We start from the raw sequence: 23975 nt of genomic DNA, 5'->3' as shown, positions 1-23975 counted from the left end.
AGAAGAACGGAAACGCCTTAAACCGGAAAATTTTCATAAATAGCGAAAACCCGCGAGGTCGCCGCCCCGTAACCTGTCGGATCGCCGGAAAGGACCCGCAAAATGATAATAATTATCATCTGCATGTCACAACGTGCATCTACGCCATCAAACCACGTCAAATAATCAATTATGACGCAGGTATCGTATTAATTGATCTGCATCAACTTAACGTAAAAACAACTTCAGACAATACAAATCAGCGACACTGAATACGGGACAACCTCATGTCAACGAAGAACAGAACCCGCAGAACAACAACCCGCAACATCCGCTTTCCTAACCAAATGATTGAACAAATTAACATCGCTCTTGATCAAAAAGGGTCCGGGAATTTCTCAGCCTGGGTCATTGAAGCCTGCCGCCGGAGACTGTGCTCAGAAAAAAGAGTTTCGCCTGAAGCAAACAAAGAAAAGAGTGACATTACTGAATTGCTCAGAAAACAGGTCAGACCAGATTGAAGCAATTTAGATAATCGTGCAGACTACGCCCCCTCATATCACATGGAAGGTTTATCTATGGATCAGGTAGTCATTTTTAAACAAATATTTGATAAAGTTCGAAACGATTTAAACTATCAATGGTTTTATTCTGAGCTAAAACGTCACAATGTCTCACATTACATTTACTATTTAGCCACAGAGAATGTTCATATTGTATTAAAAAATGATAATACAGTGTTATTAAAGGGCCTAAAAAACATTGTGTCTGTCAAATTTTCAAAGGATAGGCATCTTATAGAAACGACCTCTAATAAGCTGAAATCCAGAGAGATCACATTTCAGGAATACAGAAGAAACCTTGCTAAAGCAGGAGTTTTTCGGTGGGTTACAAATATCCACGAACAAAAAAGATATTACTATACCTTTGATAATTCATTACTCTTTACTGAAAACATACAGAGCACATCACAAATGTTTCCACACTAAACCATAACGTCCGGTTTCTTCTACCCCTGCACCGGACTGGCTGACATGAAGAGCAACCCCGCGTTCAGTTGACGCGTTAATAACCCGGTGTGCATCGTTTTTGATTATTCCCGCACACTCACGCAGAAGGAATTCCCCGTCGGGCTACGGTCATGGTTAATGCGGGAATACGGCGACGATACAGCGCATGATGTGTCAGGCTTGAATACCTTTATCCGTTAAAAGGGATATCAGTTAAGTTATCCCGTGCAGGGTATAAGCCATTATCAAGCCCCCCCGTAGATAGGCTTTGTAATGACATCTTCAATTAATCAGCAGTTCAGGCTGTGTCACCTGCAAGATGTATTCATGCTCGACAGCCAGGACACGCTTCTCTTTCTTCCGTTCGTTCATTAACCGACTGCCGATCGTACCTTTCAGCTTTGAGCGTGTTTCTTTGATGGCGTAGCGGTGCTGCATTTCTTCGCCAATTGCCATGCGGCGGCTCAGTTGCTCTGCCATCCAGTTGAATGCTGCGATATAGCTCTCCTTGATTGCCGCAGCAGCTTTCCCGGTGAACCCCATCACAACCATGATCCAGCCATCTTTCGTCAGGCTGTACATCGGGCGAACCTTGCCCTGCTCATCGATATAATCAGCCGACGCAAAATTGCGTTGGCTAAACTCACGCGAGCAATCAGCCTTAACCTGCTCGATTTTCCTGAGAACATCACCGTGTCGCTTGCCGAAGTACTTGGCAATTTTTCTGGATGTGGTAACGACCTCTCCGTTTTTGGCTTGCACCATTTCTCGGAAGTCGAAGGCTGGAATAACTGAATGATTATTCATAGCGTCTTTACCTTTTAGAAAGTGAGCCTGTCTCACAGAAAAGCCGCCCGAGAGAGGTCGCCACCTATAACGGCATTTCTCAGGCTCGCTTACTGAAAGGCTCTCGTTAATATGCGCGTGAGATGCGCTGTGAAATTCAGATATAAAAAGCCCCGCGAATGCGAGGCTAAATCCTGGTATTTGTAATGAACTGGCTCTTATCTCAACGCAGCCCCTTACTGCGCGCCAGATGCTCAATATCAAGCATCAGCAATGAGATGTTTAATCTGGATTTACTCCAGAAGTGATCACCACTCTGTCTACAGAGCCAGATGTGAAGGATGATGAGTAAAATTATCGCTATCATCGAAGGCATTGCGTCCTAATGTATTCCTGAAGCGTTCTCAGTGCTGTTTGGTCGCGGATAATTCCGTCCCGGATATCGAGAACGTTTCGTCCAGCAACTGGAGAGAGTTCGACGGTGGCATCATTGCCCATGCCGGAGGCGCTGGAGGTTTCGGCTGAGGATGGCACAGGGCATTTTCCTTTGACGAGCACCCTGCCACCATTATCAAGCTTCCGCAGAAGAGCATCATTTTCAGCTTTCGCATCAGCTAACTCCTTCGTGTATTTTGCATCGAGCGCAGCAACATCACGCTGACGCATCTGCATGTCAGTAATTGCCGCGTTCGCCAGCTTCAGTTCTCTGACATTTTTGTCGCGCTGGGCTTTGTAGGTAATGGCGTTATCGCGGTAATGATTAACAGCCCATGACAGGCAGACGATGGTGCAGATAACCAGAGTATAAATAATCGCTGCGACTCTGCTCACTGATCTATCCCCCAACAGGCTAATGCGCTTTCCTGGTCACGACGAATAACCTGTCCATAGCAGTTATTTGAACGTATGCGGCAATCGCGCCCACCATCTTTTATCCACCAGCGAATCGCCTCGCATGCGCCCTTACGATCACCGGCATTCAGCTGCTTATAAAACGTCGACGGGAAACACTTACCGGGGCCAATGTTATAGGGACAGAATGACGCTATACCCGCTTTCTGTGGTTCGGTCAGTGGTACTTTAATATTGCGCTCCACCCATGCCAGCGCCTTATCACGTTCAATAGCGTTAACCTGGTCGCATTTTTCCTTCGACAGCTTCATTCCCGGTATGACGGGCTTACCATCCACCATTGTGGCACCACGACAGATGGTCCATATACCGGAACCATCGCGGTATGCCGTAGTGTGGTTACCCTCTTTTTCATCCAGAAACTGGTCAAGTATTTGAGGAGCAGACGCGCCTGCAGCAATCAGCGCCAGAACAGCAGCTGACAGGCCGTATTTGATTTTTGCGCTCATGGATATTTATCAGGATGCTACCAATGAAAGATACTGGAAAGCCAACTGCAAAAAGCTAACAACCTGTAATCGAGTTATCAGAACTGTTAATTTTTATGGTATACCGCGCCTCTGAACAGGGGCGCGTTTCTGGCAACAGCTCGTCCCCTTCACATAACCCGGCAGCAACATCCAGGAAGACCTGTCTGATGCTCCTTCTCGCTGCTGCCTCATAAAACTCAAGCGCGGCACCTTCAACACGGTCCAGCGAGATGTCCAGGTCAAAAATTTCACCGTCAAAGCGTTTTTTGTCCCGTAAGGCTACAGTTACCGCCACTTTATTCTCAAAATTGCGGACTCCTTTCACAACCAGTTCATAGTCTTGTGTCATTGGATTACTCTCTTCTCGCAACCTTACGCCTGTCTTCTTTAATCTTGAAATAAAGGTTTGTCAGATACGTCAGCAGGCCAAAAACCAGACTACCCAGCACACCGATTGCAGCCCACTGTGACGGAGTTACTTTATCGAGTAACTGCAATGCCCAGAAACCAGCATTACCAGCCGATGTGCCATAGGCGATACCTGTTGTTAACTTATCCATTGATTTCATATCCTCACCCCGATGTACACAGATGGTGCAATATGTTTGAAAAGATCGGAGTCTATGGGGTAGTTTTTATAGCAAACGTTGTTCTCAACGGCGCTAAAAAACAGACACATTAAAAATATGGGTAATTATTTTAAAAGAAAATCATATATTAAATAATAATACGAGATATGTTTTCATATTTAGTGTACTGTATACGGCCATTTATACAGGAAAAGCCTATGTCAGAACGTAAAGACTCAAAATCACGCCGTAATTATCTCGTTAAATGTTCCTGCCCAAACTGCACCCAAGAGTCAGAACACAGTTTTTCAAGAGTACAAAAAGGTGCCCTTTTGATCTGCCCTCATTGCAACAAAGTATTCCAGACAAATCTTAAAGCTGTAGCTTGATTGATTTTATTCGTAACAAGTATTTTTTATATTTTAATAACATATTTAAAGCAGATAATAAAAAACCCGCCTGAGCGGGTTTAATATTGTGGTACTTTTTGTGGGAGTCATCCACTTACGCACTTTGTTTTGCTATGCCAGCAGTTAGCTTCTGCTGTAAAACTATTCATGCAGCAAACCTGCACTTCACCACAATGGTTAGCATACTTTTCCTGATTAAGTTATTGCCAAATATGCTGGCCATTGTTTCATGTATTGGACCTCCTTACTATTTATTAAAGAGATCCAATATTCACCACTCTGTCTGTATCTCCACTCAGGCATCAGCCTTCTTCGTTATCGTATACAGACAAACTATGAATTTTAATCAGTAATTATGACATTTGCTGCTGCAGGACCTTTAGCACCACTCTCTACAGAGAAGGTAACCTTTTGACCTTCAAATAAGGTTCGAAAATTATCATTCTGAATCGCAGAAAAATGCACAAACACATCTTTACTACCATCAACAGGAGAAATAAAGCCAAAACCTTTATCAGCGTTAAACCATTTTACTAAACCAGTCATTTTATTTGACATTCTACATTCCTTAACTTGAGCCTTTCGGCATAAATGGCTTGTATAACAGAAACGACTTCGTACTTAATTGGAGAGACTCAAAGAAGGAATAAGTGAATAACACCTGAAATGAGAACTGCTTTAGTAAACTACTTCGTATATCGTCTGTTCTTCAAACCGACGCAATCATTAACGCATAGTTGAACATATGAAGCAATGTTTATTTTAGACATCCAGCCATCTTCAACCCCATCAAAAAACTATAGCTTTCTTCAGGAACGTGTGTATAGTGCGCCCAGTTATCAGTATTAAGGAATTTTTTTGTCCCGTAAAATGACAGGAATTGTCAAAACCTTTGACGGCAAAAGCGGCAAGGGTCTTATCACCCCATCCGATGGTCGTATCGATGTCCAGCTTCATGTTTCAGCGCTCAATCTCCGCGATGCAGAAGAAATTACCACCGGATTACGCGTGGAATTTTGCCGGATAAATGGTCTGCGTGGCCCTTCAGCTGCCAATGTTTACCTTTCATGAGCTATATTAAAGCTTTAATTTCAGGCCCCATCGAATCAAACATGGAGAGTTTTCATGAATAACCCCGTCTGTCTTGATGACTGGTTGATTGGCTTTAAAAGCTTATGCTGTACTTTGACCGTAATAGCTCTGCTAATAATGTAATATGCAGACTCATTGTATCTAGGGACATAGTACTGGAAGAAAACATTTTAAACATCAGGCAAAGTCACCCGATAAATAATAAGTAAACAAACATGAATCCCGGAATGAGATTCAACATCTCTATTACCCTATTTAAAGCACAAAAACCCGCTCATCAGCGGGTTTTCTACTTTTTCTTAACGTCGGGTATATAAAGCCCATCGTTGAAAAAATTTTATCCATATTTTTTGAAAAATGCAAGCATTACGTCGCCATCTTCGGCGAAAATCATTTATCTCGTCACTTTTCTTAATTGCACCTCAGCATATGCTTCTTCCTGCCAGCACTTTGTAACCAGTTTATCAATGACATCTGCATATCCTTTGTACCACTGATAATCAGTCAGGTCCGGTACCAGCTTCTGGACATGATGCCGCGCCAGTGTGGTTGGTAAACGACTAAACCGTTTTCCATTGCAACGCCCACAAATCTTATAAACAGGTGTGCCATGAAGCCGGGTCCTTTTTTCATCCAGGACAATACCTTTACCCTTACACCCTCTGCACGCTGTGCTGACTTCTCCCTTACCATGGCAATGCTGACATAGTTCCTTCACCCACTCTTCTTTGATAACAGATTCCCCGCTTCTGGAGTGTTTCACCACTTCGCGCAATACATTATGAAATCCAGTACCAGCACAATGCTCACAACGAGCCTTACTTGCCGCAGACCTGGAATAATCAGCAAAGGCAAAATTCACAAGGTAAGGAATAATCTGTAGCCGGGTTTCTTCACTCAATTTATTCAATGTCGGGTTATCCAGTGCCATCGCGTAATTGAGCAGACCTTCAATCGCAAACTGAGGATCCTGAACACCAACTTTTGCCAGGAATAAGGCAAACCCAAGCGGTGCTTTCGACTGCACCATCCCCTGCGCAGCCATCACATCCGTAATCGTTAAACCACCAGAGCCTGTCGCCGGTGCGTCATCACTCAATTTTGGAGATTTTGGGGAGTAATATTTTGGTAAGGCTTCAAGGTTCATGCTCGTTCTCCACTTACGCCAGTACGCCTATTGCCAGCACACGATCGATAAAACGAAATATCAGCTCCAGCTGGGAGCCATACTTCTCTTCAAATGCCACGGTATCCGCATGCAGCTCGTCGTGATGCTTTCTGCACAAAGGCAACACAAAAAGGTCATGCGCTTTTGTACCCATTCCCCCCTGACCGTGGCCTATCAGGTGGTGGGGATCATCAGCAGGTTTTCCACAACATGCGCACGGCTGCGTCTTAACCCAGCGCGTGTACTTTTCATTAACCCAGCGGTGACGTTTTGGGCGTAACATAAAAGACTCCGGCGACTCCGGATCCACTTTCAGCGCCAGCACCTTTTTCGCCTTATCCTGGATGATGCTGGTGGCAGGAACCGAAGGCACAAGGTCACTTTCCCGGGTAACAGACGGCACAACAGGCTTCGGTAATCTCAGTGCCTTACGGGCTGCACTTTCCGGTAAGGCATCCGCCAGATCATTACGAATCAGCCACCAGCACAGTTCCGGCATTGTCACAACATGACTGTCATCAAAACCGAGATCCCGACGCACAACAGACAACACCCAGCGGGCACAGTTATCCGTTGCCATTGATTCCAGCCGTTCCGTGAACTGATCGCGCAGCTGGTTATCGCAGTGCCAGCACAGACGGATTGCGCCCGGAGCGTGTCGCATTGTTGTCATGTTCTCGCTGTGCCAGTCGGAATGAGGCCACTGGCAGCCTTTTTCACGAAGTAACCAGCTTTCAAGACATTCCACGCCACCAGCACGACGGATCACTGCCTCATTGCGGAACACGGCCCGAACGGCAGGATCATCCGCCAGCGGTTGTGATGCCGCCGGAACGGCACCACTGGCGAAAGATGAATAACGTTCCGGCTCAGGCTCCAGCAGGACACGCCCCTGCATAAACAAGGGCATCAGCTCTGAACCTGGTCTGAACAATACGATCCCCATACGCGGGGCAATTTCAGGGGTCAGTAGTGCTCTCACGGTCACCTCAATGAACGGTATCGAGCAGCTTTAACAGCTCAGGGAATCGGGATTCGAAGAAATGCGGCTGCGTCTCGCGCGGATTTGCAGGACTGGTGATGTTCTTGCCGAACATGCAGCCTTTCGCGGTCAGCGACCAGAATTTTTTGATGTTGTTAATCGCGGTACGGCTGTATCGTTCGCGTTGTTCAACGATCCCCAGCTTCGCCATCTGGTGATATGCCTGATTAGCCGTCAGGCGGATACCATACTGCTTCAGCAGTGCACTCAGCGACAGCGTAGGGCGGCTTGAACCATCTGGCGCATCAGCAGGTGCATCAATGGCATAGATCGGCATAAGTTCAGGAAGACCAGCTACCTTTGATAATTTCTGGTATGCACCAAGTTTCGAGGAGTTTGACAGATTTAGAGTCTTTGCTGCTGATTCAAGCAGAATGACCCCGGATTTAATTTTGTCGGATGTGGTTTCTTCTGGTGATGAATTATGAAGCGCATCAAAAGTACGTATCACTTTTAAGCTGAATGCCGGGCTGATCCACATTGCATATGCATAGACCAGCTCTTTACAGACATACGTCCCACCATTGCGCCCCTGAATGGTGATGACAGGAATACTACGGGAATCTCCCGTAGTTTCTTCTTCCAATAATTCCACAAGAGCCTTCGTTTCAGGACGACGCATAAACTCGTGAACTTCCAGCGAACGGGAGGAGCGATTCTCACCAGCGGCAAGAAGAGCTGCTTTCTGAAGGTCGTTAAGACAGTAGTTAGATTCGAAGTACTGGCGCACAGAAACGCCATCAATTACAAGCAACTGATTCATTGGTTTCTCCACAAATTTTTATCCACGAGCGGGACTGCACTCCCTTTTCGTTGATGCAGGATGAACTTACTGCGATTTTTAATAGTTATCAAGGATACACTGTTCATAAATACAGTATCTTTAACGAGGTAATACCCAAATTTAGGGTGTTGCTCAATTCCGTTACCGAGTTGCTAATTTGCAACTCGCTTTTTCGTACTTACTGATAGTGATCTCGACCTTCCCTCCGGGATAACCGGTCCCCACTCCACCAGCATTCTTTTCACCTGACTGTCGTCTTCCCACACACCCGCGTGGGTCAGGGCGTCAAACAGCGCCTTGTTATAGTTGTCCAGATCGCGGATCCGGTTATCCGGAGGAAACAACACGATCTCCACTGAAGCAGGTGCCGACGTTGGTTTCGGCAGACGACGTAACTGCTCAACTATTGCTGCACACGCCGCGCTCTGGAATTTTCGCCCCGCCGCGCTTATCAGGCTCTTACCAGCAAACGCCCCTTTGTTGGGGTGTCGCCAGTACGTGTTCACGCTGGGCGGAAAAGGTAGGATCAGCTTCATACTTTCAGGCCCCTCTCATGTAACCAGTGGGCTGCACGCAGCCTGGCGTTTTCCTCACCGGCAAGCAGTGAGCGGATAATCCCGACCGCCTCGCTGTCGTCGTCCTTCACCACGGTATGAAGCGTGATCCCCCGGGCCACACCACGCTTTATCGTGATGACGCCTTTTTTCTCCAGTGCGCGAAGATGCTCCACCGCTGCATTCACTGAACGGTATCCCAGCATGGTTGCCACCTCCTGATTGGTTGGCGGGAAGCCACGTTCTTTCTGATAAGAAATCAGCATATCCAGCACCTGCTGCTGGCATTGAGTTAACGTCGTCATGCCGCCATCTCCCTGACCAGTTTTTCCGCCTGCTGGCGAACCTGCGCCAGAAACGCCTCACCACATGCCTCAAGTTCATCGCGCCCGATGTAGCTGATTGCCGGTCCCTTCCAGGTCTTGTCGAAAACAGCAATAGCACCAGCGAAGAAAGCGCCTGTCGGCACCTGCTTCTCATCTTTCGGGATAAACCAGGCAGGCAGTTCAAAACCAATACGCCCGCGAATAAAAGCAATATGATCTGCATCTTCCGGCCACCACACTTCGCTGGTGGCAGCTTTGATCAGGAAAACATAGCGCCCACCTTTATCACGCATGGCACTGGCATGCTTCATGATGTAACGCATGCCTGTGATGTATTGCCCCTCATGCTGACTGGCGCGGCTGTATGGGGGATTACCAAAGGCAGCACCTTTAAGCTCCGCAAGACGTTCTGACCAGTCATGCGCCAGCGCGTTGTCTTCCGCCGTGTAATACGCAGCACATTTGGTGTTATCACCGTCAGTGAACAGATCCAGAACAAACGGGCCAAACAGGGTGTTAATTCCCCAGAAAATGTTGTCCGGCGTGCGCCACTGATCGCCCACTTCCTTCAGTTCATGGGCTGGTTTGTTCCGCAGCTCCACCAGCGCCTGGCAATATTTATTACTCATTAAGCCCCCACGTAATTCCCTGACAGATACCACTCTTCACCCGATGCAGCGCGCTTGCTGCTTTTCCGTAAGCACCGCTCACGGCGCGCCAGAAAATTGTTTCGTTCTGACTGGGAGTGGCTTTCACGGAATGCCGCCATCCACACGGTTGCAGCACGACGGTATAAGCCCCTGGACTCCAGTTCTTCAGCCTGGCGGGTCAGGCACAAAATTACCCGGGGATCGTTAGTGCCGACATAGAAATTGCGCACAGGTCTGGTTTCACGAACTGGTTGTGGTTCCGGCTCCTGCGCTCTCTCAGTCAGGCGCGGGAAATGTCTGCGTGTATCTCCTTCACAACGGTGAGCCACACGCCCACTCTGACGTAACTTGCTTGCTGACTGCAGAACGCGCTGCCGTGAGTAACCTGCAAAAGCATCTGCAATGTCTCCGGAAGTACACCCCGGATGGGCTTCAATGAATTTCTGAACTTCATTCAAAAGACTCATGATTACCCCCTGAATCCTGCCGGGATCTGGCTGTAGTCCACGTTGTCGTAACTGGCTTTGAAGTACGGGTCCTCGCGTCTGGCTGCAGATACCGCAGGAACTTCCCAGGATTCTTCGAAATGACGATCCGGACCAAAGAACGTGACAGCCTGTTTCACAAATTGTGTGCCGCTGTTACCCATCGCAGATACCCAGCCCGCGTAGCGTTTCACACCTTCCAGCATGGTTTCGGGTTTTACCCCCTCATTCAAACGGGCTTTCCAGGCTTTGAAAGCTGCAGATTTTGAATTGCCACCAGCACGTTTGGGGTATGCCAGCCATGCCTGCTCAAACTCCGGAGAGTATTCCGGTCGGTTTGAACGAACTCGCACAGACTCATCAGCAGATGCACCAACAGCTATTGGTTCATTGACTGGTTCTTTGACTGGTTCAAAAGAGTGACTGGTTCTGGGTGAATCTCCTGCACCACCCCCTGGTGCAACTCCTGCACTACCTGGTGAATTTGCTGCACCAGATAGTGAATTATTTGCACTACCCCCTAGTGAATCTCCTGCACCATCCAGATGAAGGAGATAGATATTACTTGAGTTACCTTTTTCACCTTTCCGGGTGACTTTTTTTACCAGCCCGGACTCACAAAGGGCCGCAATATGATTCATCACAGAACGTTTGCTAATCTCGCACTGGTCAGCAATATGCTGGTAGCTGGGCCAGCACTCACCCTGATCGCTGGCATTATCAGCCAGCTTGATCAGAACCAGTTTTCGCAATGGATTACCCACTCGAATTTTCATCGCTTTAACCATCAGCTCCATACTCATGCTGCACCTCCGAGATGCTTCATGTTTTTTCCAGAGCGAAAGGCTATAAGCGGCATACTGACGCGGTAATTACGGCCCAGCGGTTCACAAACCACCTTCTGACATTCACGGTCAACCAGGCTAACACGTAGAACATGCCCTGCAGGCGTGGTGTACCACTGCCCAACTGTAGGAATTGATGTTTTTTTACGCTGAAGCAAACGGCAAATATTGAGGATCAACGGATTAAGCATGACGATGCCCTCCGCTGATATTCAGGAGACGGTGAATATGAAAATTAGCCTTATCCGCCAAACGGATACGTTCAGCCTGCAAGTTAAGAAGGGTTTCTACCAGAACCTGATGCGCCTGCGGATCCGAAAGAGTTACCTTGCGCAGAGCACGTAGTGCAGTTGTTACATAACTGAGTTTATGTAAGTCTTCATCATTCAGACGAGTGAGGGCTGGGACAGTAGCCATGATGGCAGCCTCCGATAACAGTGAATTACCTTCACCACCGGAAACGCCAATTTCGCTGGTGGTGAACTGAACGGGGTTGGCGTAACCGGCGTTATCGGAAACCGGCGCACCTTTCGGTGCCCCCGTCCAGCCCACCATAATTTGGGTGTGCGCAGACGCAGACGATAAAAAAGACGCTGGCGCGTCATATATCGCCGATAACATTTCCAGGACGCCAATCCCGGCACCCGCTTTATAAGGTGCCTGAACAGTGTAACGTCCCGGAATGGCAGAATCAATGTGCTGGTGGTCCTTCACACTCAACAAAATCACGCCTGAATTTCCACAAAGGACTAAAGCACTCATGCGGGTAGTCTTTGCGAAGATAGATAACGCGCTGTGTTTCTGGCTCCCAACGAATAACATGGACATAAAGCCCTCTTCCGTCACGAAACCAGCGGTTAAGTTCCTGCACAACTCGCCCCACACAGTCAGGTAAAGTTCTCTGTGGTTACTTACAGCCAGGTGATTTGGTAATCTGCATTCATGCCGTAACAACAGGTGTTCAGCGACACTGACCACCAGCTGTTGCGACAAACGGTTATTTGCCGTTAAACTGTTCATGCGTTAGTTTCTCCACAGACACAAAACGCCACGACGCCCGGAGCTGCACACTCGCGGGCGTCACTCTTTTCTGGAGCGCAGAAGATTTTGTAGACCAGTGCTGCATGCTCCTGGAGCTTCGAAATTGACAGATACAACTCATCATTAATTGCTGTCTGCTCGTGTGGCTCCACGACCCCATCTTCGATTGCCGAACGAATCTGCTTTGAGTAATTCCCGATCTGTTCGATGACTTCCAGCAGGCGCTGGTTTATATCGGCGTTCTCTACTTCCTCAATTTCAGGAAGCGATACAAACACCCCACCAGCAGACTGTGCGACAGCATCCGCAATGTAGTGAGTGCCAGCCGCGCGCTGTAAAACCATTGCCCATCCCAGCGGGAAAATCTGATCGCCATCTGCACGAAGGCGGTTGAATAAAGCGTTCTCTGTTACATCCAGCCACTCAGCAGCTTCAGCGTAACCCCCCGGCAACGCCGCGATAGTTTTTCTGACAGCTTTCACGTACCACTCAGGCTGTTTTTCTACTTTCCAGTGATGCTTACCCACGGTTAGCCTCATCGTTCTGTGGTTAAAAATTGAAGGTGTTCTGTTAATCTTTCGGATAGATATCCGGTCTTAAGTCAGATTTCGTAATTGCACCTGACGTGCATTGCTCAAGTTTTTTAGCCAGCACAAAACTGGCTTTTTTATAGCCATTGAAAACCAGCCGTAAGTAGCCAGGTGTTGAGCCAACTTTTCCGGCCAACTCGCCCTGCTGTTCTTTGGTTAAAGAGTCCCAATACGCTTTCATACAATATGTACCTCCGGTATACATATTACATGATTGAGATGAACCTTCAAGATACTTGTACCTTATCGGTACAAAGGTTTTAATTTCTTTATGAAAACAGTCCATGACATCCGGCGGTCTAACGCCAGAAAACTGAGAGATGGTGTTGGCGGGAATTCTTCCTTTGCCACCATGATTGATCGCGAGCCAACCCAGACCAGCAGGTTTATGGGAGATGGTGCTACTAAAAATATCGGTGACAGCATGGCGCGGCACATCGAAAAATGTTTCGACCTGCCTGTCGGATGGCTTGATCAAGAACACCAGACCACGAACATCACAAAAAAACCTGATGTTTCAATCACTAACAAACAAATAACGTTAGTCCCTGTCATATCATGGGTACAGGCCGGAGCATGGAAAGAAGTTGGCTATTCTGAGGTTGATTTGAGCACAGCAGAAACTTACCCCTGCCCTGTACCCTGTGGCGAAATGACTTATATCTTGCGGGTGATTGGTGATTCAATGATTGATGAGTACCGCCCGGGAGACATGATTTTTGTTGATCCTGAAGTCCCTGCCTGCCACGGTGACGACGTTATTGCATTGATGCACGATACAGGCGAAACCACCTTCAAGCGGTTGATAGAAGATGGAACACAGCGTTACCTCAAAGCATTAAACCCAAACTGGCCTGAACCTTACATTAAGATCAACGGTAATTGCTCTATAATTGGTACAGTGATTTTCTCAGGAAAACCAAGAAGATACATAATAAAGGCCTAATCAATATTTATAACCTGCTTCGGCAGGTTTTTTTATACTTGACAATGTACCCTTGGGATACATAATGTATCTAAAAGAAACACAACACAGGCAAGATTAAACAAAATTTGGTTGTAACACGGCGTATGGCACATGCGTCATTAGCGGTCTGGGGACGTTAAAGGGGACAATCCACTCCTTGCTCGGGCAAACAAACCAGGTAGCCGGAATGTGCAAGTCAATGATGATGCTGATAAGACGCCTAACCAGCGTGGCGATTCGGTTTGACGCCTGGGAAGAGACCAGGGGCAACGATGAGGGCATTTATGGAGCCGCGACAAAGTGTGGTGCCGTAACTGGCTAAGTGCTCTCAGCGTTGTGGTAATCCGCGAAATGGCGCGGCGGTAAGTATGGCGGGGTTACTCTTTCCCCGTTGAGGACACCGGATTGTCAGGTTGACCATACGCCTGAGTGACAACCCCACCACAACAGCCACTGCTTTGGCGGTACCAGTTTGTACCCTTGCTTCCGGCTGGTACCGCTCTTTTTACAAAACAGAGAAGAGCATCACCGGACGACGGGCTCATAACCCAATCCATCCGGGCGGCTGCCACCGCAGGTGTTCTTCTCTGTTTTGTGGAGAAACCAACCGACCTTGCAGGGTCGATATGATGAGGAGCAGCAAAATGGCTAGCGAACGCAGTACTGATGTGCAGGCATTTATTGGGGAGCTGGACGGCGGCGTATTTGAAACCAAAATCGGCGCAGTTCTCAGTGAAGTCGCTTCCGGTGTGATGAACACGAAAACCAAAGGTAAGGTCTCGCTCAACCTGGAAATCGAACCGTTTGATGAGAACCGTGTGAAAATCAAACACAAACTCTCATATGTTCGCCCGACTAACTGCGGGAAAATTTCCGAAGAAGACACCACCGAAACGCCGATGTATGTCAATCGCGGTGGTCGCCTGACTATTCTGCAGGAAGACCAGGGACAATTACTGACTCTTGCCGGTGATCCTGACGGAAAACTCCGCGCAGCAGGTCATTAATATCGTTCTTAATTAACTGATTATTTATCTCATCACTGAATATCTTAATATAGTGAGGACTTATTATGTCTCAGAACTTAGACGCAACCGCAATTAATCAAATCCATGCCCTTATTTCTGCTCAGGGTGTTAATGAAATTATCAGTAAGATTGGTGCTGATGCTGTAGCATTGCCTGAGAATTTCCGCATTCATGATCTGGAAAAATTTAATTTAAATCGCTTCCGTTTCCGTGGTGCGCTTTCCACTGCCAGCATCGATGACTTTACCCGTTATTCTAAAGATCTTGCAGATGAAGGCACCCGCTGCTTTATCGATGCTGATAATATGCGTGCCGTCAGTGTGCTTAACCTGGGTACTATTAATGAACCAGGTCACGCAGATAACACCGCCACTCTCAAACTGAAAAAGACAGCACCGTTCTCTGCACTGTTGTCTGTTAACGGCGAGCGTAACTCCCAGAAGTCACTGGCAGAATGGATTGAAGACTGGGCCGATTACCTTGTGGGCTTTGATGCTAATGGTGACGCCATTCAGGCAACAAAAGCGGCTGCGGCAATCCGTAAAATCACGATTGAAGCAAACCAGACCGCTGATTTTGAAGATAATGACTTCAGCGGCAAACGCTCCCTGATGGAATCTGTCGAAGCGAAGACCAAAGACATTATGCCAGTGGCATTTGAATTTAAATGCGTTCCGTTTGAAGGTCTGAAAGAACGTCCGTTTAAATTACGCCTCAGCATTATCACTGGCGATCGTCCTGTACTGGTTCTGCGCATTATTCAGCTGGAAGCGGTGCAGGAAGATATGGCTAACGAATTTCGTGATCTGCTTGTTGAGAAATTCAAAGACAGCAAAGTAGAAACCTTTATTGGTACTTTCACCGCCTGATTTCATTACTGCAAATGCCCCTGCGGGGGCATTTATGGAAACGTAATTAACTCAATAATCACCGGATGGTGAGGGCTTCCTTTTACCCAAATTCAGCGCGGTGCAGCGCATATACGTGGAGAACAAAATGTCATTTATTAAAACTTTTTCCGGGAAGCATTTTTATTATGACAAGATAAATAAAGATGACATCGTTATTAACGATATCGCGGTTTCCCTTTCAAATATCTGTCGCTTTGCAGGACATCTTTCACACTTCTACAGCGTCGCCCAACATGCGGTGCTTTGCAGCCAGCTGGTACCGCAGGAATTTGCTTTTGAAGCGTTAATGCATGATGCAACAGAAGCGTATTGTCAGGACATTCCCGCGCCACTGAAACGCCTTCTTCCTGACTATAAACGGATGGAAGAAAAAATAGATGCCGTAATCCGTGAGAAATACGGGTTACCCCCAGTTATGAGTACGCCCGTGAAATATGCCGATCTTATCATGCTGGCAACCGAACGCCGCGATCTCGGGCTTGATGATGGCTCTTTCTGGCCTGTACTGGAAGGCATCCCAGCAACAGAGATGTTCAACGTGATTCCACTGGCACCTGGCCATGCCTACGGGATGTTTATGGAACGTTTTAACGAGTTATCGGAGTTACGCAAATGCGCATGAATGTTTTCGAAATGGAAGGGTTTCTTCGCGGGAAATGTGTACCGCGAGATCTGAAAGTGAACGAAACAAATGCTGAGTACCTGGTACGTAAATTCGACGCGCTTGAAGCTAAATGTGCGGCACTGGAAAACAAAATAATACCAGTGTCAGCTGAACTGCCACCAGCAAATGAAAGTGTTCTGTTATTTGATGCTAACGGAGAAGGCTGGCTGATTGGCTGGCGTTCTCTCTGGTACACCTGGGGACAAAAAGAAACCGGAGAATGGCAGTGGACATTTCAGGTCGGGGACCTTGAAAACTTCAATATCACTCACTGGGCAGTAATACCCAAAGCGCCGGAGGCTGGAGCATAATGACCACATTTACCAATAAAGAACTGATTAAAGAAATCAAAGAACGAATCAGCAGCCTAGAGGTTCGAGACGATATTGAGCGCCGTGCTTATGAAATTGCTCTGGCATCGCTGGAAGAGGAGCCGGTGGCATGGCTGCATTCAGACAATGGCTTAGGTATTCCGGCAATAACCAGGAGCAAAAACATTGCTGACAGTTGGTTATCAAAGGGCTGGTATGTTCAGCCGCTATATATAGCCAAGCCAGTACTGGTGGTGCCAGATGCTCGTCCGTCTTTAAATAATGGCATAGTCGGTTTTGATGAAGGCTGGAACGCCTGCCGCGCCACCATGCTTCATGGTGCCAAACCTGTAAGCCAGACTTACAAGTTGAACAAGCTGTCGGGCAACTCTCCGGTAACTCCGGATGGTTGGATAAGCTGTAGTGAGCGAATGCCGAACGATAAACAGTATGTTTGGTGTTGGGGTAAGTCTTACGGCTGGACTGAGTGCGATACCTTCGAAGGGTATTACGATTGTTCGAGAAACAAATGGTGGGCAGTTACTGACAATGGGGAAGAACCGGCATCGAAAGTAACCCACTGGATGCCGCTACCGGAGCCGCCGCAGGAGGTGAAGTAATGAACAACTTAATGACAACTAAACAAGTCGCTGATTTCTGTGGCGTTTCAGTATCGACAGTTCTTCGCTGGAACAGCGTAAACAGGAGAACTGGCCAGAAATACAGGCCTGACTTCCCAGATCCTGATATTAAATCCTGCCCAAATAAATGGGCATCACGCAAGATATACAGGTTTGCGGGAGTTATTGAGTAATACGTATTCGTTCAGATGTGAGTTAACACATCTATGGCACAGAGCTAAACCTAATCAGACTGTCTACTCTGTGCCTGAAGTAGATGTTGCAAATACCACCAGCGAAGCACCAAAATTAATGGTGCAGGATGATGCAGATAATTCTGATGAAAACACCCAGAATTTGTTACAATAAGTACATAGTATTAAAGTTTTTTATGAATGTCTAAATGTAGCTTATTCAGAGGTGATAATGGGTGCCAATGGTTTACTAGCAGTCTTCGCCATACTTATTGCTTGGTATACTCTCTTAACGGATGAGAGACGTGTTGATTTAAGGTTACGCATATCTAAATTTAATTTAGTATTCATTATCTTTTTTATATCAACAATATTAACAGTTATATATTCTAAGGTTTTGCTAAGTGTTTTCCCGATAAAACCGATCCCTTGGATACTCGGTTTTAACGAAGATACATTGGCTTTTACTTGTCTTTGTATCATAATTATATTTTTTGGAATTAAAGTACAGGGCAAAATACTACCAAAAGCAAACCTTACCTGTTGGATCAGTGTTTCAGAAACATATCTGCGCGCAAAAAAAATAGAACAACTAGGATATCTTTTTGATAAATATCACGAGCAGCTATTCAATATAATCAGCAATAAAAAATGGTATGTTCGCGTACATAATTACTTAGCCCCTTCATTATCTCCCATTGAAATGGATGAAGAGAAGGTAAAAAAATTACGATTCAAAAAAGTCAGGAGATTTCTGTCAAAGTTTTTCCCTTATGAAGACAAAAGACAAAATGATATTCAATTAAATATATCCAATCTTCTGAAATCAAAGGTTTTTTCACATTATCTAATTGATACTTACCCTCACGTAGCTATGAAGGCCACCTGCTTACAGCTTAGATATAATTGTGAGTATAATACAAATTTCTTTACGTATTTAATATCTAACCCAAACAGCATTATGTATAGGGAGTTACGAGACAACCAAAATCGTTCATATACAGGGGAGTATGCACTCGACGAAAGTAATGCCTTGCTTAATTTTTATTTAAATGATATTCGCATGGCGATAGATTTAGAAATATGGAAACCTGTGGGTGATTATGTCATTAGCTACATAAAAAAACAAAAAGGGAGTTCTTGCTTTTACAATCATCCAGATAATTACTATTCAAGTAGTGATGAGCGTTGGGAATGCCCAATCTTCGTTGGATTGACGTTTTTCGATGTTATGGTATCTACAGCAATATTCAAACGCTCAAAAGACAATATGTGGCTCATGTATTATCGTTGTTTCCTAAAGGAAATACTTGAGAGCTATGAAAAATCTAGCAGCATAGATGTAAATAGAGAGTTCCCCATGCGATTTGATTATTTAATATATGAGCTAATCAGCCGTTGTAATATATGGGCAGGAGCAACAGAACACCTCAATTATGATAACTGGACAACAGAAGAGAAAGAGCAATCTCCAGAGTTCTTTGCCTCTAAAACCTTGGGGGAAATGATGTATCTGATTATTACTTCAGAAAAAATGCATAACAATCAAAAGACATATCTTTTAGAAATCATTATTAAAAGAATGGACTCTCTTGATAAAAAGAAGAAATCTGCTTACTCCAAGGAAATCTTCAACAATCTTATCCGAGCATTCTCCCCTGCTTCCATTGATATAAATGCAGTAAATAAATTACGGCAACTTTATAAAGGTGTTGATCATGTTCTAAAAAACAAAAATTCAACTTTTGAAGTTGAACTATCAAAATATCCTGACCAATAATGATATATTTATCCATCACCTGCTTATATTGCAGGTGGTATCCTGAACCCAGTTGATCTATCAGTCAAAAAGTTAATCGTATAGCGTTCAAATATAAGAATAATGGCAGCTCTCGCTTTACGCTCAAAGCAGGCTGCCAAATTTGATTACATACTGGCTGGGCATACTGTATCAATTGGAGCATGAGTTAGTACAAGTAACAATCGATTCAACTCTCTCCCACCATGCCTGGTAGGCTTTAAGCTGTTCTTCTAGATAATCGCTCTTATCATAAACTTGCCATACCCCTGGCAGTTTATGACCTAGCATTATTTCTGCAATATGAGGCTCAGTAAGATCAGAAAAGTTTGTTCGTGCTGTTCGTCTCAAATCATGAAGAGACCAATGAGGGAATTGATACCCCAAACGCCGCCATGCGTACTGCATTAAATTGTAAGGCAGCGACTGCAATGATGTCCGACCAACGGGTTCCCTGCTTCCTTCCTTAGTAAAAAGCATATCGGAACCATTGTTCATAGAGATAGCGTACTTTATAAGCTCTTCAACCGGTTCAATAATGGGTCGCTTTAGCGGTTCGCCTGTTATCTCCCCAGTCTTATGTCGTTCTGGTGGTACAGTCCATACCTTATTAATGAAATCAAAATCGTCCACCCTGGCGGTAATTAGCTCTGAACTACGGCAGCCAAAATGCAGCAATAGTTTAATGAAGGCCCGGTATTTAGGAACCATTCGAGAACCATCGATCGCAGCATAAAGGATTTTAATTTCATCATGTGTCAGAAACCGTTTCTTCTGACCTTTACGGATATCCATATCTTTACCCGTGATATCCGACAGCGGGCGAGTTTCAATGAGCTTTCTCTTATACGCCCAGACATGAGCCTGCTTTGCGTTAATTAGTAATCGGTCTGCTATTGCTGGAGCCTTAGTGCTAAGAGGCTCCAGGACTTCTAACCAATCATGCAATGTAGCTGCATCGTGAGGGACATTCCCGATTTTAGAGAACAGGTGCAACTCAAACGAGCGGAGTATCTGTTCAGAACCCTTTTTATTTTTTACACAATATGCTTCATACCAGGCACGGATCACAGACTCTACCGTCATGGCTTCAGTAGCTTTTCGTTTTTCAGCCTGCTTGACCAATCGTGGATTACGGTTTGACTCGAGTTCACCACGGAGACGGATAACTTCTTCTCTGGCCTCTTTTAATCCAGTTGCCGGGTAAGTTCCGATATCAAGACGCTCACCTTTCCCTGCCCATTGATAACGATATTGGAACACTACGCGACCTTTCGGTGATACTCTGACAGACAGACCATCACGATCGGATTTAACCAAAACCTTATCACGTTCCTTTCCAACGACTGAACGCAACCACGCATCAGACAGCGCCATTACTCACCTTGTACAAATCGCAAAACACCTCTGCTGCTTTGTACATTATGTACAAGCATATGTACAGATTTTTGATGAAAGCAACCTGATCGATTTAAAGTTACATGAAAGAATCTTCAATTAAAAAGTCACACAAATATATGTATTTAAATGATTTATATGACCAAAACTCAATTAACTGAAAGGATTTTGAAAGAGTAAAAGAGCTTTAATTTGGGCTTAATTATTGGGGTGAGAAATAATGGCAAAAGTGCGGCGCTTCGCCACCTCTTGCAAATAAGGAGACAACGTCATAATTCTTTCTTCTTGAGTAAGCGGCATCGCGCCGCGCTTGTTGAAAACGAAAAATTGCGGCTATTTTACCCATCAACGGGGGGGAGGCAATCAGTGTTTACACAGGAGCTGCTCCAGTTCGTGCAACGAAGAAACGATCCAGGTGGGCGCGATGCCTTCTGGTTGCTCGCGATGGTGTGCATTCAGCCAGCAGGTCGCAAGCCCGGCATTGATGCCACCGAGAATATCGGACTCAGCGGTGTCGCCAACCATCAGCACGCGTGAACGGTCAGGATTGCCCGCCTGTTCCAGCGCATAATCAAAAATTTTCTTATTCGGTTTGGCAACGCCAACTTCTTCGGAAATCACCAGCAAATCGAAATAATCACGCAGCCCCGTGCGTTCCAGACGCACCTGCTGCAAGGCGCTAAAGCCGTTGGTGATGATGCCGATTTTGGCGTTGCCGCGAATGGCGTTAAGCAGGGAAACCGCCCCCGGCAGCGGCGTACAGATTTCCGCCATCGCATTAATGAAGGCCTCGTTGAGTTTACCCGGCTCGACGTTCAGCCGTTCGGCCCAGCTCTCAAAACGCCCGTGCTGGAGCTGTAATGAAGTGATCGCGCCGTTTTGATAATCCACCCACAGTGGCTTGTTAACGGCCTGATAGTCCTGAAAATCTTCAGCGGTAAAGGTGACGCTGTAATCAAGAAACATCCGCTGCAGGCCGGTGAATGAGTCAAAGGTAAACAGCGTTTCATCGGCATCAAAGAAAATCCAGTCCCACTTCATTATTCCACCTTGTCTTACATACTGATTGGCAACGCCATGATGATGGCGTCTTCGCGACCGTCCGTGGTGGGGTAGTAATTGCGGCGAATCGTCGCCTCGTTAAAGCCTAAACTTTCGTACAGGGCAATGGCGGCAGCGTTAGAAGCGCGGACTTCCAGCCATAGCGTCGCCACGCCGCGTTTTTCCAGTTCGTCGATCAGATGTTCCAGCAGCGCCCTTCCCAGTCCCTGGCGCTGATAGTCAGGATCGACCGCAATATTGAACAATGTAGCTTCATCCAGCACCACTTGCGTAATCGCAAACGCCGCCATTTTGCCGTCTTGCGTCAACTGAAAGTTGAGATAGCGTTCGCCCTGGTTGCTGGCAAAGGTTTTCTCACTCCACGGAAAGGCGTGGGCGCGTTGTTCAATGTGGAAAGCCGCTGGTAAATCAGTCGTTTCGAGGGAAGAAATCGTGTTCATATGTGCAAATTTGTTGCCATAACGCGGCGCGTGCCGTTGGGTTTGCCCGTAATTCGGTGAGCGCCGGTGATGCCACCTGAGCGCCTTCCAGTGATAGCGGTTCATCAGTGCCCAACCGCCAACTATTGCAGCGACTGCTTTGCGGCAACATCGCGATTTTTTCTGGCGTCAGTTGCAGCACTTGATCAGGGCTGACGGTTAATGCGCGCAGAACGTCGCTCACCAGAGGATCGGTCAGGGCGGGAAGATCGTTTGCCACCATCACCAGACGAACGTGTGCGGGGATCGCAATGGCTACCTCTCCCTGCAACGCGCCAGGGCGACGCAGCGACCACTGGGTAATACCCAGTTGCTGTAACTGCCAGTCTCGTCGGGATGTCATAGCGAATCGCTCCTGTTGTCAGGAGCGCAAATATAGCAAATTCGTCGATACCGCGCCAACATATGGCTATAATCGCCGCCAGTATCAATTGAGGAGCATTCCATGTCTGCATTTACCCCGGCAAGTGAAGTCTTGCTGCGCCACAGTGATGATTTCGAACAAAGCCGTATTCTGTTTGCCGGTGACTTACAGGATGACCTGCCCGCGCGTTTAGATACCGCGACCAGTCGTGCTCATACCCAGCAATTCCACCACTGGCAGGTTTTAAGCCGCCAGATGGGTGATAACGCCCGTTTTAGTCTGGTCGCCACGGCGGATGATGTCGCAGATTGCGATACGCTGATTTACTACTGGCCGAAGAACAAACCGGAAGCCCAGTTCCAGTTGATGAATTTACTTTCTCTGCTGCCGGTGGGGACAGATATTTTCGTCGTTGGCGAAAACCGCAGCGGCGTGCGCAGCGCCGAGCAAATGCTGGCAGATTATGCGCCGTTGAATAAAGTCGACAGCGCCCGTCGCTGTGGTCTCTATTTTGGTCGTCTGGAAAAACAGCCGGTGTTTGATGCCGATAAATTCTGGGGCGAATACAGCGTCGATGGCCTGACGGTCAAAACGCTGCCAGGCGTGTTTAGCCGCGACGGTCTGGATGTCGGTAGCCAGTTGCTACTCTCGACGTTAACTCCGCACACGAAAGGTAAAGTGCTGGATGTCGGCTGTGGCGCGGGTGTGCTTTCAGTTGCCTTTGCGCGCCATTCGCCGAAAATTCGTCTCACTCTGTGCGATGTCTCTGCGCCAGCGGTAGAAGCCAGCCGCGCAACACTTGCGGCCAACGGTGTTGAAGGTGAAGTCTTTGCCAGCAACGTCTTTTCCGAGGTGAAAGGTCGTTTTGATATGATCATCTCCAACCCACCGTTCCACGATGGGATGCAAACCAGCCTGGATGCAGCACAAACGCTGATTCGCGGTGCGGTGCGTCATCTTAATAGCGGCGGCGAGTTGCGAATTGTAGCGAACGCCTTCCTGCCTTATCCGGACGTGCTGGATGAGACATTTGGCTTCCACGAAGTCATTGCGCAAACCGGACGCTTCAAGGTGTATCGCGCCATTATGACCCGCCAGGCGAAGAAAGGTTAAGTCTCTCGCCGCAAGCCTTGTTGGATGCGGCGTGAACGCCTTATCCAACCTACCAAACCTGCTCGTTAGCCCTTTGTAGGCCAGATAAGACGCACCAGCGTCGCATCTGGCATCCATTGCCACATGCCATATCGGATGCGGCGTGAACGCCTTATCCGACATACAAAACCTGCACGTTAGCCTCCTGATGACCATTTTTCCAGCAATTACGCATCAGGCGATAATTAACTATTGACGAAAAGCTGAAAACCACTAGAATGCGCCTCCGTGGTAGCAATTCTTTTTAAGAATTGATGGTATGCGAAGGTGGCGGAATTGGTAGACGCGCTAGCTTCAGGTGTTAGTGTCCTTAC

At 46.8% G+C, this 23975-nt stretch carries 36 protein-coding genes and 3 pseudogenes; 14 read left to right on the top strand and 25 right to left on the bottom strand.

From position 1 onward, the window contains the following. From HEN21_RS22885 to HEN21_RS20605, 3 genes and pseudogenes are all read left to right on the top strand, one after another. Positions 1 to 251: pseudogene (locus tag HEN21_RS22885) on the top strand (hypothetical protein); the annotation flags it as partial. 15 nt (positions 252 to 266) lie between these two features. Then, complete coding sequence (locus HEN21_RS20610; protein ID WP_001309326.1) at positions 267 to 500, top strand: YlcI/YnfO family protein; 234 nt, start codon at positions 267 to 269, stop codon at positions 498 to 500. A 57-nt stretch (positions 501 to 557) separates the two neighbouring features. Beyond that, entirely contained in the window at positions 558 to 968 is a 411-nt protein-coding gene (locus tag HEN21_RS20605; RefSeq protein ID WP_001537735.1) for a DUF1398 domain-containing protein, read from the top strand. Between the two features lie 303 nt (positions 969 to 1271). Here HEN21_RS20605 and HEN21_RS20600 read toward each other — a convergent pair whose 3' ends face one another. The 6 genes from HEN21_RS20600 to HEN21_RS20575 all read right to left on the bottom strand — a co-directional run bounded on the left by HEN21_RS20600 (position 1272) and on the right by HEN21_RS20575 (position 3726). Then, a complete protein-coding gene (locus tag HEN21_RS20600; RefSeq protein WP_001059339.1) occupies positions 1272 to 1796 on the bottom strand; it encodes a Rha family transcriptional regulator in 525 nt (174 codons plus the stop codon). Between the two features lie 202 nt (positions 1797 to 1998). Next, a complete protein-coding gene (locus HEN21_RS20595) occupies positions 1999 to 2151 on the bottom strand; it encodes a hypothetical protein (protein WP_176252412.1) in 153 nt (50 codons plus the stop codon). Next, positions 2139 to 2606: a lysis protein gene (locus HEN21_RS20590; protein WP_001327248.1), complete on the bottom strand. Its 468-nt coding sequence runs from the start codon at positions 2604 to 2606 to the stop codon at positions 2139 to 2141. The genes HEN21_RS20595 and HEN21_RS20590 overlap by 13 nt, the downstream gene beginning before the upstream one ends. Then, a complete protein-coding gene (locus HEN21_RS20585; RefSeq protein WP_096851877.1) occupies positions 2603 to 3136 on the bottom strand; it encodes a lysozyme in 534 nt (177 codons plus the stop codon). The genes HEN21_RS20590 and HEN21_RS20585 overlap by 4 nt, the downstream gene beginning before the upstream one ends. A 55-nt stretch (positions 3137 to 3191) precedes the next feature. Beyond that, positions 3192 to 3506: a YdfR family protein gene (locus tag HEN21_RS20580; protein ID WP_042004065.1), complete on the bottom strand. Its 315-nt coding sequence runs from the start codon at positions 3504 to 3506 to the stop codon at positions 3192 to 3194. Positions 3507 to 3510: 4 nt separating this feature from the next. Then, positions 3511 to 3726 (bottom strand): class II holin family protein, encoded by a 216-nt coding sequence (locus HEN21_RS20575; protein WP_000839581.1) that lies wholly within the window; start codon positions 3724 to 3726, stop codon positions 3511 to 3513. Positions 3727 to 3944: 218 nt separating this feature from the next. Here HEN21_RS20575 and ynfU point away from each other — a divergent pair, with 218 nt between their 5' ends. Next, complete coding sequence (gene ynfU / locus HEN21_RS23165; protein WP_001405948.1) at positions 3945 to 4115, top strand: putative zinc-binding protein YnfU; 171 nt, start codon at positions 3945 to 3947, stop codon at positions 4113 to 4115. Positions 4116 to 4478: 363 nt separating this feature from the next. Here ynfU and cspB read toward each other — a convergent pair whose 3' ends face one another. Beyond that, entirely contained in the window at positions 4479 to 4694 is a 216-nt protein-coding gene (gene cspB, locus HEN21_RS20570; protein WP_000066482.1) for a cold shock-like protein CspB, read from the bottom strand. Between the two features lie 300 nt (positions 4695 to 4994). On the opposite strand from cspB, the gene cspF reads away from it, so the two are divergent. Continuing rightward, entirely contained in the window at positions 4995 to 5207 is a 213-nt protein-coding gene (gene cspF, locus HEN21_RS20565; RefSeq protein WP_000087756.1) for a cold shock-like protein CspF, read from the top strand. A 54-nt stretch (positions 5208 to 5261) separates the two neighbouring features. After that, positions 5262 to 5351 (top strand): hypothetical protein, encoded by a 90-nt coding sequence (locus HEN21_RS20560; protein ID WP_122985741.1) that lies wholly within the window; start codon positions 5262 to 5264, stop codon positions 5349 to 5351. Positions 5352 to 5622: 271 nt separating this feature from the next. Here the strand turns inward: HEN21_RS20560 and HEN21_RS20555 are convergent, their stop codons facing one another. The 13 genes and pseudogenes from HEN21_RS20555 to HEN21_RS20500 form a co-directional block, all read right to left on the bottom strand. After that, positions 5623 to 6375, bottom strand: coding sequence for an antitermination protein (locus HEN21_RS20555; RefSeq protein ID WP_042004283.1), 753 nt, complete (start codon positions 6373 to 6375; stop codon positions 5623 to 5625). A gap of 13 nt (positions 6376 to 6388) precedes the next feature. Next, a complete protein-coding gene (locus HEN21_RS20550) occupies positions 6389 to 7378 on the bottom strand; it encodes a DUF968 domain-containing protein (RefSeq protein ID WP_107164593.1) in 990 nt (329 codons plus the stop codon). A 7-nt stretch (positions 7379 to 7385) separates the two neighbouring features. Further along, a complete protein-coding gene (locus HEN21_RS20545) occupies positions 7386 to 8201 on the bottom strand; it encodes a KilA-N domain-containing protein (protein WP_001072669.1) in 816 nt (271 codons plus the stop codon). Between the two features lie 162 nt (positions 8202 to 8363). Continuing rightward, a pseudogene (locus HEN21_RS20540) lies at positions 8364 to 8758 on the bottom strand (RusA family crossover junction endodeoxyribonuclease). Continuing rightward, on the bottom strand, positions 8755 to 9081 hold the full coding sequence (locus HEN21_RS20535; RefSeq protein WP_000210181.1) for a LexA family protein: 327 nt from the start codon (positions 9079 to 9081) through the stop codon (positions 8755 to 8757). Before HEN21_RS20535 ends, HEN21_RS20540 begins: the two are co-directional and overlap by 4 nt. Beyond that, a complete protein-coding gene (locus tag HEN21_RS20530; RefSeq protein WP_001522094.1) occupies positions 9078 to 9731 on the bottom strand; it encodes a phage N-6-adenine-methyltransferase in 654 nt (217 codons plus the stop codon). The genes HEN21_RS20535 and HEN21_RS20530 overlap by 4 nt, the downstream gene beginning before the upstream one ends. Continuing rightward, positions 9731 to 10219, bottom strand: coding sequence for a PerC family transcriptional regulator (locus HEN21_RS20525; protein ID WP_022296582.1), 489 nt, complete (start codon positions 10217 to 10219; stop codon positions 9731 to 9733). Before HEN21_RS20525 ends, HEN21_RS20530 begins: the two co-directional genes overlap by 1 nt. A gap of 2 nt (positions 10220 to 10221) precedes the next feature. Beyond that, positions 10222 to 11040, bottom strand: coding sequence for a helix-turn-helix domain-containing protein (locus tag HEN21_RS20520; protein WP_000061508.1), 819 nt, complete (start codon positions 11038 to 11040; stop codon positions 10222 to 10224). Then, positions 11037 to 11273, bottom strand: a complete 237-nt coding sequence (locus HEN21_RS20515) for a hypothetical protein (protein ID WP_000933943.1) — start codon at positions 11271 to 11273, stop codon at positions 11037 to 11039. Before HEN21_RS20515 ends, HEN21_RS20520 begins: the two co-directional genes overlap by 4 nt. Further along, a complete protein-coding gene (locus HEN21_RS23160) occupies positions 11266 to 11811 on the bottom strand; it encodes an ash family protein (protein WP_187179359.1) in 546 nt (181 codons plus the stop codon). Before HEN21_RS23160 ends, HEN21_RS20515 begins: the two co-directional genes overlap by 8 nt. After that, a complete protein-coding gene (locus HEN21_RS23155; RefSeq protein WP_001341559.1) occupies positions 11774 to 11953 on the bottom strand; it encodes a DUF4222 domain-containing protein in 180 nt (59 codons plus the stop codon). Before HEN21_RS23155 ends, HEN21_RS23160 begins: the two co-directional genes overlap by 38 nt. A gap of 145 nt (positions 11954 to 12098) precedes the next feature. After that, positions 12099 to 12650 carry a protein YmfL gene (gene ymfL / locus HEN21_RS20505; protein ID WP_000515867.1) on the bottom strand — a complete coding sequence of 184 codons (552 nt, stop codon included), beginning with the start codon at positions 12648 to 12650 and terminating at the stop codon, positions 12099 to 12101. Positions 12651 to 12693: 43 nt separating this feature from the next. Continuing rightward, complete coding sequence (locus HEN21_RS20500; protein WP_000649477.1) at positions 12694 to 12894, bottom strand: YdaS family helix-turn-helix protein; 201 nt, start codon at positions 12892 to 12894, stop codon at positions 12694 to 12696. 90 nt (positions 12895 to 12984) lie between these two features. Here HEN21_RS20500 and HEN21_RS20495 point away from each other — a divergent pair, with 90 nt between their 5' ends. From HEN21_RS20495 to HEN21_RS20465, 7 genes are all read left to right on the top strand, one after another. Next, a complete protein-coding gene (locus tag HEN21_RS20495; RefSeq protein WP_000859461.1) occupies positions 12985 to 13659 on the top strand; it encodes a LexA family protein in 675 nt (224 codons plus the stop codon). Positions 13660 to 14324: 665 nt separating this feature from the next. After that, complete coding sequence (gene yfdP, locus HEN21_RS20490; protein WP_176252410.1) at positions 14325 to 14687, top strand: protein YfdP; 363 nt, start codon at positions 14325 to 14327, stop codon at positions 14685 to 14687. 65 nt (positions 14688 to 14752) lie between these two features. Further along, positions 14753 to 15577, top strand: a complete 825-nt coding sequence (locus HEN21_RS20485; RefSeq protein ID WP_074473703.1) for a YfdQ family protein — start codon at positions 14753 to 14755, stop codon at positions 15575 to 15577. Between the two features lie 127 nt (positions 15578 to 15704). Continuing rightward, a complete protein-coding gene (gene yfdR, locus HEN21_RS20480) occupies positions 15705 to 16241 on the top strand; it encodes a 5'-deoxynucleotidase (protein ID WP_001401560.1) in 537 nt (178 codons plus the stop codon). Further along, positions 16232 to 16594 (top strand): hypothetical protein, encoded by a 363-nt coding sequence (locus tag HEN21_RS20475; protein WP_001404194.1) that lies wholly within the window; start codon positions 16232 to 16234, stop codon positions 16592 to 16594. The genes yfdR and HEN21_RS20475 overlap by 10 nt, the downstream gene beginning before the upstream one ends. Beyond that, positions 16594 to 17214: a DUF551 domain-containing protein gene (locus HEN21_RS23485; RefSeq protein ID WP_041124190.1), complete on the top strand. Its 621-nt coding sequence runs from the start codon at positions 16594 to 16596 to the stop codon at positions 17212 to 17214. Before HEN21_RS20475 ends, HEN21_RS23485 begins: the two co-directional genes overlap by 1 nt. A 426-nt stretch (positions 17215 to 17640) precedes the next feature. Continuing rightward, positions 17641 to 19188, top strand: a complete 1548-nt coding sequence (locus HEN21_RS20465) for a hypothetical protein (protein WP_032361255.1) — start codon at positions 17641 to 17643, stop codon at positions 19186 to 19188. A 171-nt stretch (positions 19189 to 19359) separates the two neighbouring features. On the opposite strand, the gene HEN21_RS20460 is transcribed toward HEN21_RS20465, so the two are convergent. The 5 genes and pseudogenes from HEN21_RS20460 to holD all read right to left on the bottom strand — a co-directional run bounded on the left by HEN21_RS20460 (position 19360) and on the right by holD (position 22488). Next, a complete protein-coding gene (locus HEN21_RS20460; RefSeq protein WP_176252098.1) occupies positions 19360 to 20583 on the bottom strand; it encodes a tyrosine-type recombinase/integrase in 1224 nt (407 codons plus the stop codon). A gap of 225 nt (positions 20584 to 20808) precedes the next feature. Continuing rightward, a pseudogene (locus HEN21_RS23480) lies at positions 20809 to 20877 on the bottom strand (hypothetical protein); the annotation flags it as partial. Positions 20878 to 20967: 90 nt separating this feature from the next. After that, on the bottom strand, positions 20968 to 21645 hold the full coding sequence (gene yjjG / locus HEN21_RS20455; protein WP_021550151.1) for a pyrimidine 5'-nucleotidase: 678 nt from the start codon (positions 21643 to 21645) through the stop codon (positions 20968 to 20970). 14 nt (positions 21646 to 21659) lie between these two features. Further along, positions 21660 to 22106: a ribosomal protein S18-alanine N-acetyltransferase gene (gene rimI, locus HEN21_RS20450; RefSeq protein ID WP_001092448.1), complete on the bottom strand. Its 447-nt coding sequence runs from the start codon at positions 22104 to 22106 to the stop codon at positions 21660 to 21662. Next, a complete protein-coding gene (gene holD / locus HEN21_RS20445; protein ID WP_176252097.1) occupies positions 22075 to 22488 on the bottom strand; it encodes a DNA polymerase III subunit psi in 414 nt (137 codons plus the stop codon). The genes rimI and holD overlap by 32 nt, the downstream gene beginning before the upstream one ends. 102 nt (positions 22489 to 22590) lie before the next feature. Between holD and rsmC the strand changes: the two genes are divergently transcribed. Next, the gene (gene rsmC, locus HEN21_RS20440; RefSeq protein ID WP_001272354.1) at positions 22591 to 23622 is read left to right on the top strand and encodes a 16S rRNA (guanine(1207)-N(2))-methyltransferase RsmC; all 1032 of its coding nucleotides are present in this window, start codon (positions 22591 to 22593) and stop codon (positions 23620 to 23622) included. Positions 23623 to 23975 lie beyond the last annotated feature (353 nt).

Source organism: Escherichia sp. 93.1518, assembly GCF_013368915.2.
GTDB lineage: Bacteria > Pseudomonadota > Gammaproteobacteria > Enterobacterales > Enterobacteriaceae > Escherichia > Escherichia ruysiae.
Note: the sequence above shows the minus strand (reverse complement) of the source record. Positions and strands in the feature narration are given on the sequence as shown.

What these genes read in the sequence shown, in the direction of transcription:
- HEN21_RS20460 (WP_176252098.1), bottom strand. Translation starts at nt 20,583, where the DNA reads ATGGCGCTGTCTGATGCGTGGTTGCGTTCAGTCGTTGGAAAGGAACGT.
- HEN21_RS20535 (WP_000210181.1), bottom strand. Translation starts at nt 9,081, where the DNA reads ATGACGACGTTAACTCAATGCCAGCAGCAGGTGCTGGATATGCTGATT.
- HEN21_RS20600 (WP_001059339.1), bottom strand. Translation starts at nt 1,796, where the DNA reads ATGAATAATCATTCAGTTATTCCAGCCTTCGACTTCCGAGAAATGGTG.
- HEN21_RS20465 (WP_032361255.1), top strand. Translation starts at nt 17,641, where the DNA reads ATGGGTGCCAATGGTTTACTAGCAGTCTTCGCCATACTTATTGCTTGG.
- HEN21_RS20485 (WP_074473703.1), top strand. Translation starts at nt 14,753, where the DNA reads ATGTCTCAGAACTTAGACGCAACCGCAATTAATCAAATCCATGCCCTT.
- rimI (WP_001092448.1), bottom strand. Translation starts at nt 22,106, where the DNA reads ATGAACACGATTTCTTCCCTCGAAACGACTGATTTACCAGCGGCTTTC.
- HEN21_RS20520 (WP_000061508.1), bottom strand. Translation starts at nt 11,040, where the DNA reads ATGAGTATGGAGCTGATGGTTAAAGCGATGAAAATTCGAGTGGGTAAT.
- HEN21_RS20560 (WP_122985741.1), top strand. Translation starts at nt 5,262, where the DNA reads ATGAATAACCCCGTCTGTCTTGATGACTGGTTGATTGGCTTTAAAAGC.
- HEN21_RS20545 (WP_001072669.1), bottom strand. Translation starts at nt 8,201, where the DNA reads ATGAATCAGTTGCTTGTAATTGATGGCGTTTCTGTGCGCCAGTACTTC.
- HEN21_RS20495 (WP_000859461.1), top strand. Translation starts at nt 12,985, where the DNA reads ATGAAAACAGTCCATGACATCCGGCGGTCTAACGCCAGAAAACTGAGA.
- HEN21_RS20475 (WP_001404194.1), top strand. Translation starts at nt 16,232, where the DNA reads ATGCGCATGAATGTTTTCGAAATGGAAGGGTTTCTTCGCGGGAAATGT.
- holD (WP_176252097.1), bottom strand. Translation starts at nt 22,488, where the DNA reads ATGACATCCCGACGAGACTGGCAGTTACAGCAACTGGGTATTACCCAG.
- HEN21_RS20530 (WP_001522094.1), bottom strand. Translation starts at nt 9,731, where the DNA reads ATGAGTAATAAATATTGCCAGGCGCTGGTGGAGCTGCGGAACAAACCA.
- HEN21_RS20575 (WP_000839581.1), bottom strand. Translation starts at nt 3,726, where the DNA reads ATGAAATCAATGGATAAGTTAACAACAGGTATCGCCTATGGCACATCG.
- yfdR (WP_001401560.1), top strand. Translation starts at nt 15,705, where the DNA reads ATGTCATTTATTAAAACTTTTTCCGGGAAGCATTTTTATTATGACAAG.
- HEN21_RS20525 (WP_022296582.1), bottom strand. Translation starts at nt 10,219, where the DNA reads ATGAGTCTTTTGAATGAAGTTCAGAAATTCATTGAAGCCCATCCGGGG.
- cspB (WP_000066482.1), bottom strand. Translation starts at nt 4,694, where the DNA reads ATGTCAAATAAAATGACTGGTTTAGTAAAATGGTTTAACGCTGATAAA.
- HEN21_RS23485 (WP_041124190.1), top strand. Translation starts at nt 16,594, where the DNA reads ATGACCACATTTACCAATAAAGAACTGATTAAAGAAATCAAAGAACGA.
- rsmC (WP_001272354.1), top strand. Translation starts at nt 22,591, where the DNA reads ATGTCTGCATTTACCCCGGCAAGTGAAGTCTTGCTGCGCCACAGTGAT.
- HEN21_RS20500 (WP_000649477.1), bottom strand. Translation starts at nt 12,894, where the DNA reads ATGAAAGCGTATTGGGACTCTTTAACCAAAGAACAGCAGGGCGAGTTG.
- HEN21_RS20555 (WP_042004283.1), bottom strand. Translation starts at nt 6,375, where the DNA reads ATGAACCTTGAAGCCTTACCAAAATATTACTCCCCAAAATCTCCAAAA.
- HEN21_RS20605 (WP_001537735.1), top strand. Translation starts at nt 558, where the DNA reads ATGGATCAGGTAGTCATTTTTAAACAAATATTTGATAAAGTTCGAAAC.
- HEN21_RS20595 (WP_176252412.1), bottom strand. Translation starts at nt 2,151, where the DNA reads ATGCCTTCGATGATAGCGATAATTTTACTCATCATCCTTCACATCTGG.
- HEN21_RS20610 (WP_001309326.1), top strand. Translation starts at nt 267, where the DNA reads ATGTCAACGAAGAACAGAACCCGCAGAACAACAACCCGCAACATCCGC.
- yfdP (WP_176252410.1), top strand. Translation starts at nt 14,325, where the DNA reads ATGGCTAGCGAACGCAGTACTGATGTGCAGGCATTTATTGGGGAGCTG.
- yjjG (WP_021550151.1), bottom strand. Translation starts at nt 21,645, where the DNA reads ATGAAGTGGGACTGGATTTTCTTTGATGCCGATGAAACGCTGTTTACC.
- ynfU (WP_001405948.1), top strand. Translation starts at nt 3,945, where the DNA reads ATGTCAGAACGTAAAGACTCAAAATCACGCCGTAATTATCTCGTTAAA.
- HEN21_RS20515 (WP_000933943.1), bottom strand. Translation starts at nt 11,273, where the DNA reads ATGCTTAATCCGTTGATCCTCAATATTTGCCGTTTGCTTCAGCGTAAA.
- HEN21_RS20580 (WP_042004065.1), bottom strand. Translation starts at nt 3,506, where the DNA reads ATGACACAAGACTATGAACTGGTTGTGAAAGGAGTCCGCAATTTTGAG.
- HEN21_RS20585 (WP_096851877.1), bottom strand. Translation starts at nt 3,136, where the DNA reads ATGAGCGCAAAAATCAAATACGGCCTGTCAGCTGCTGTTCTGGCGCTG.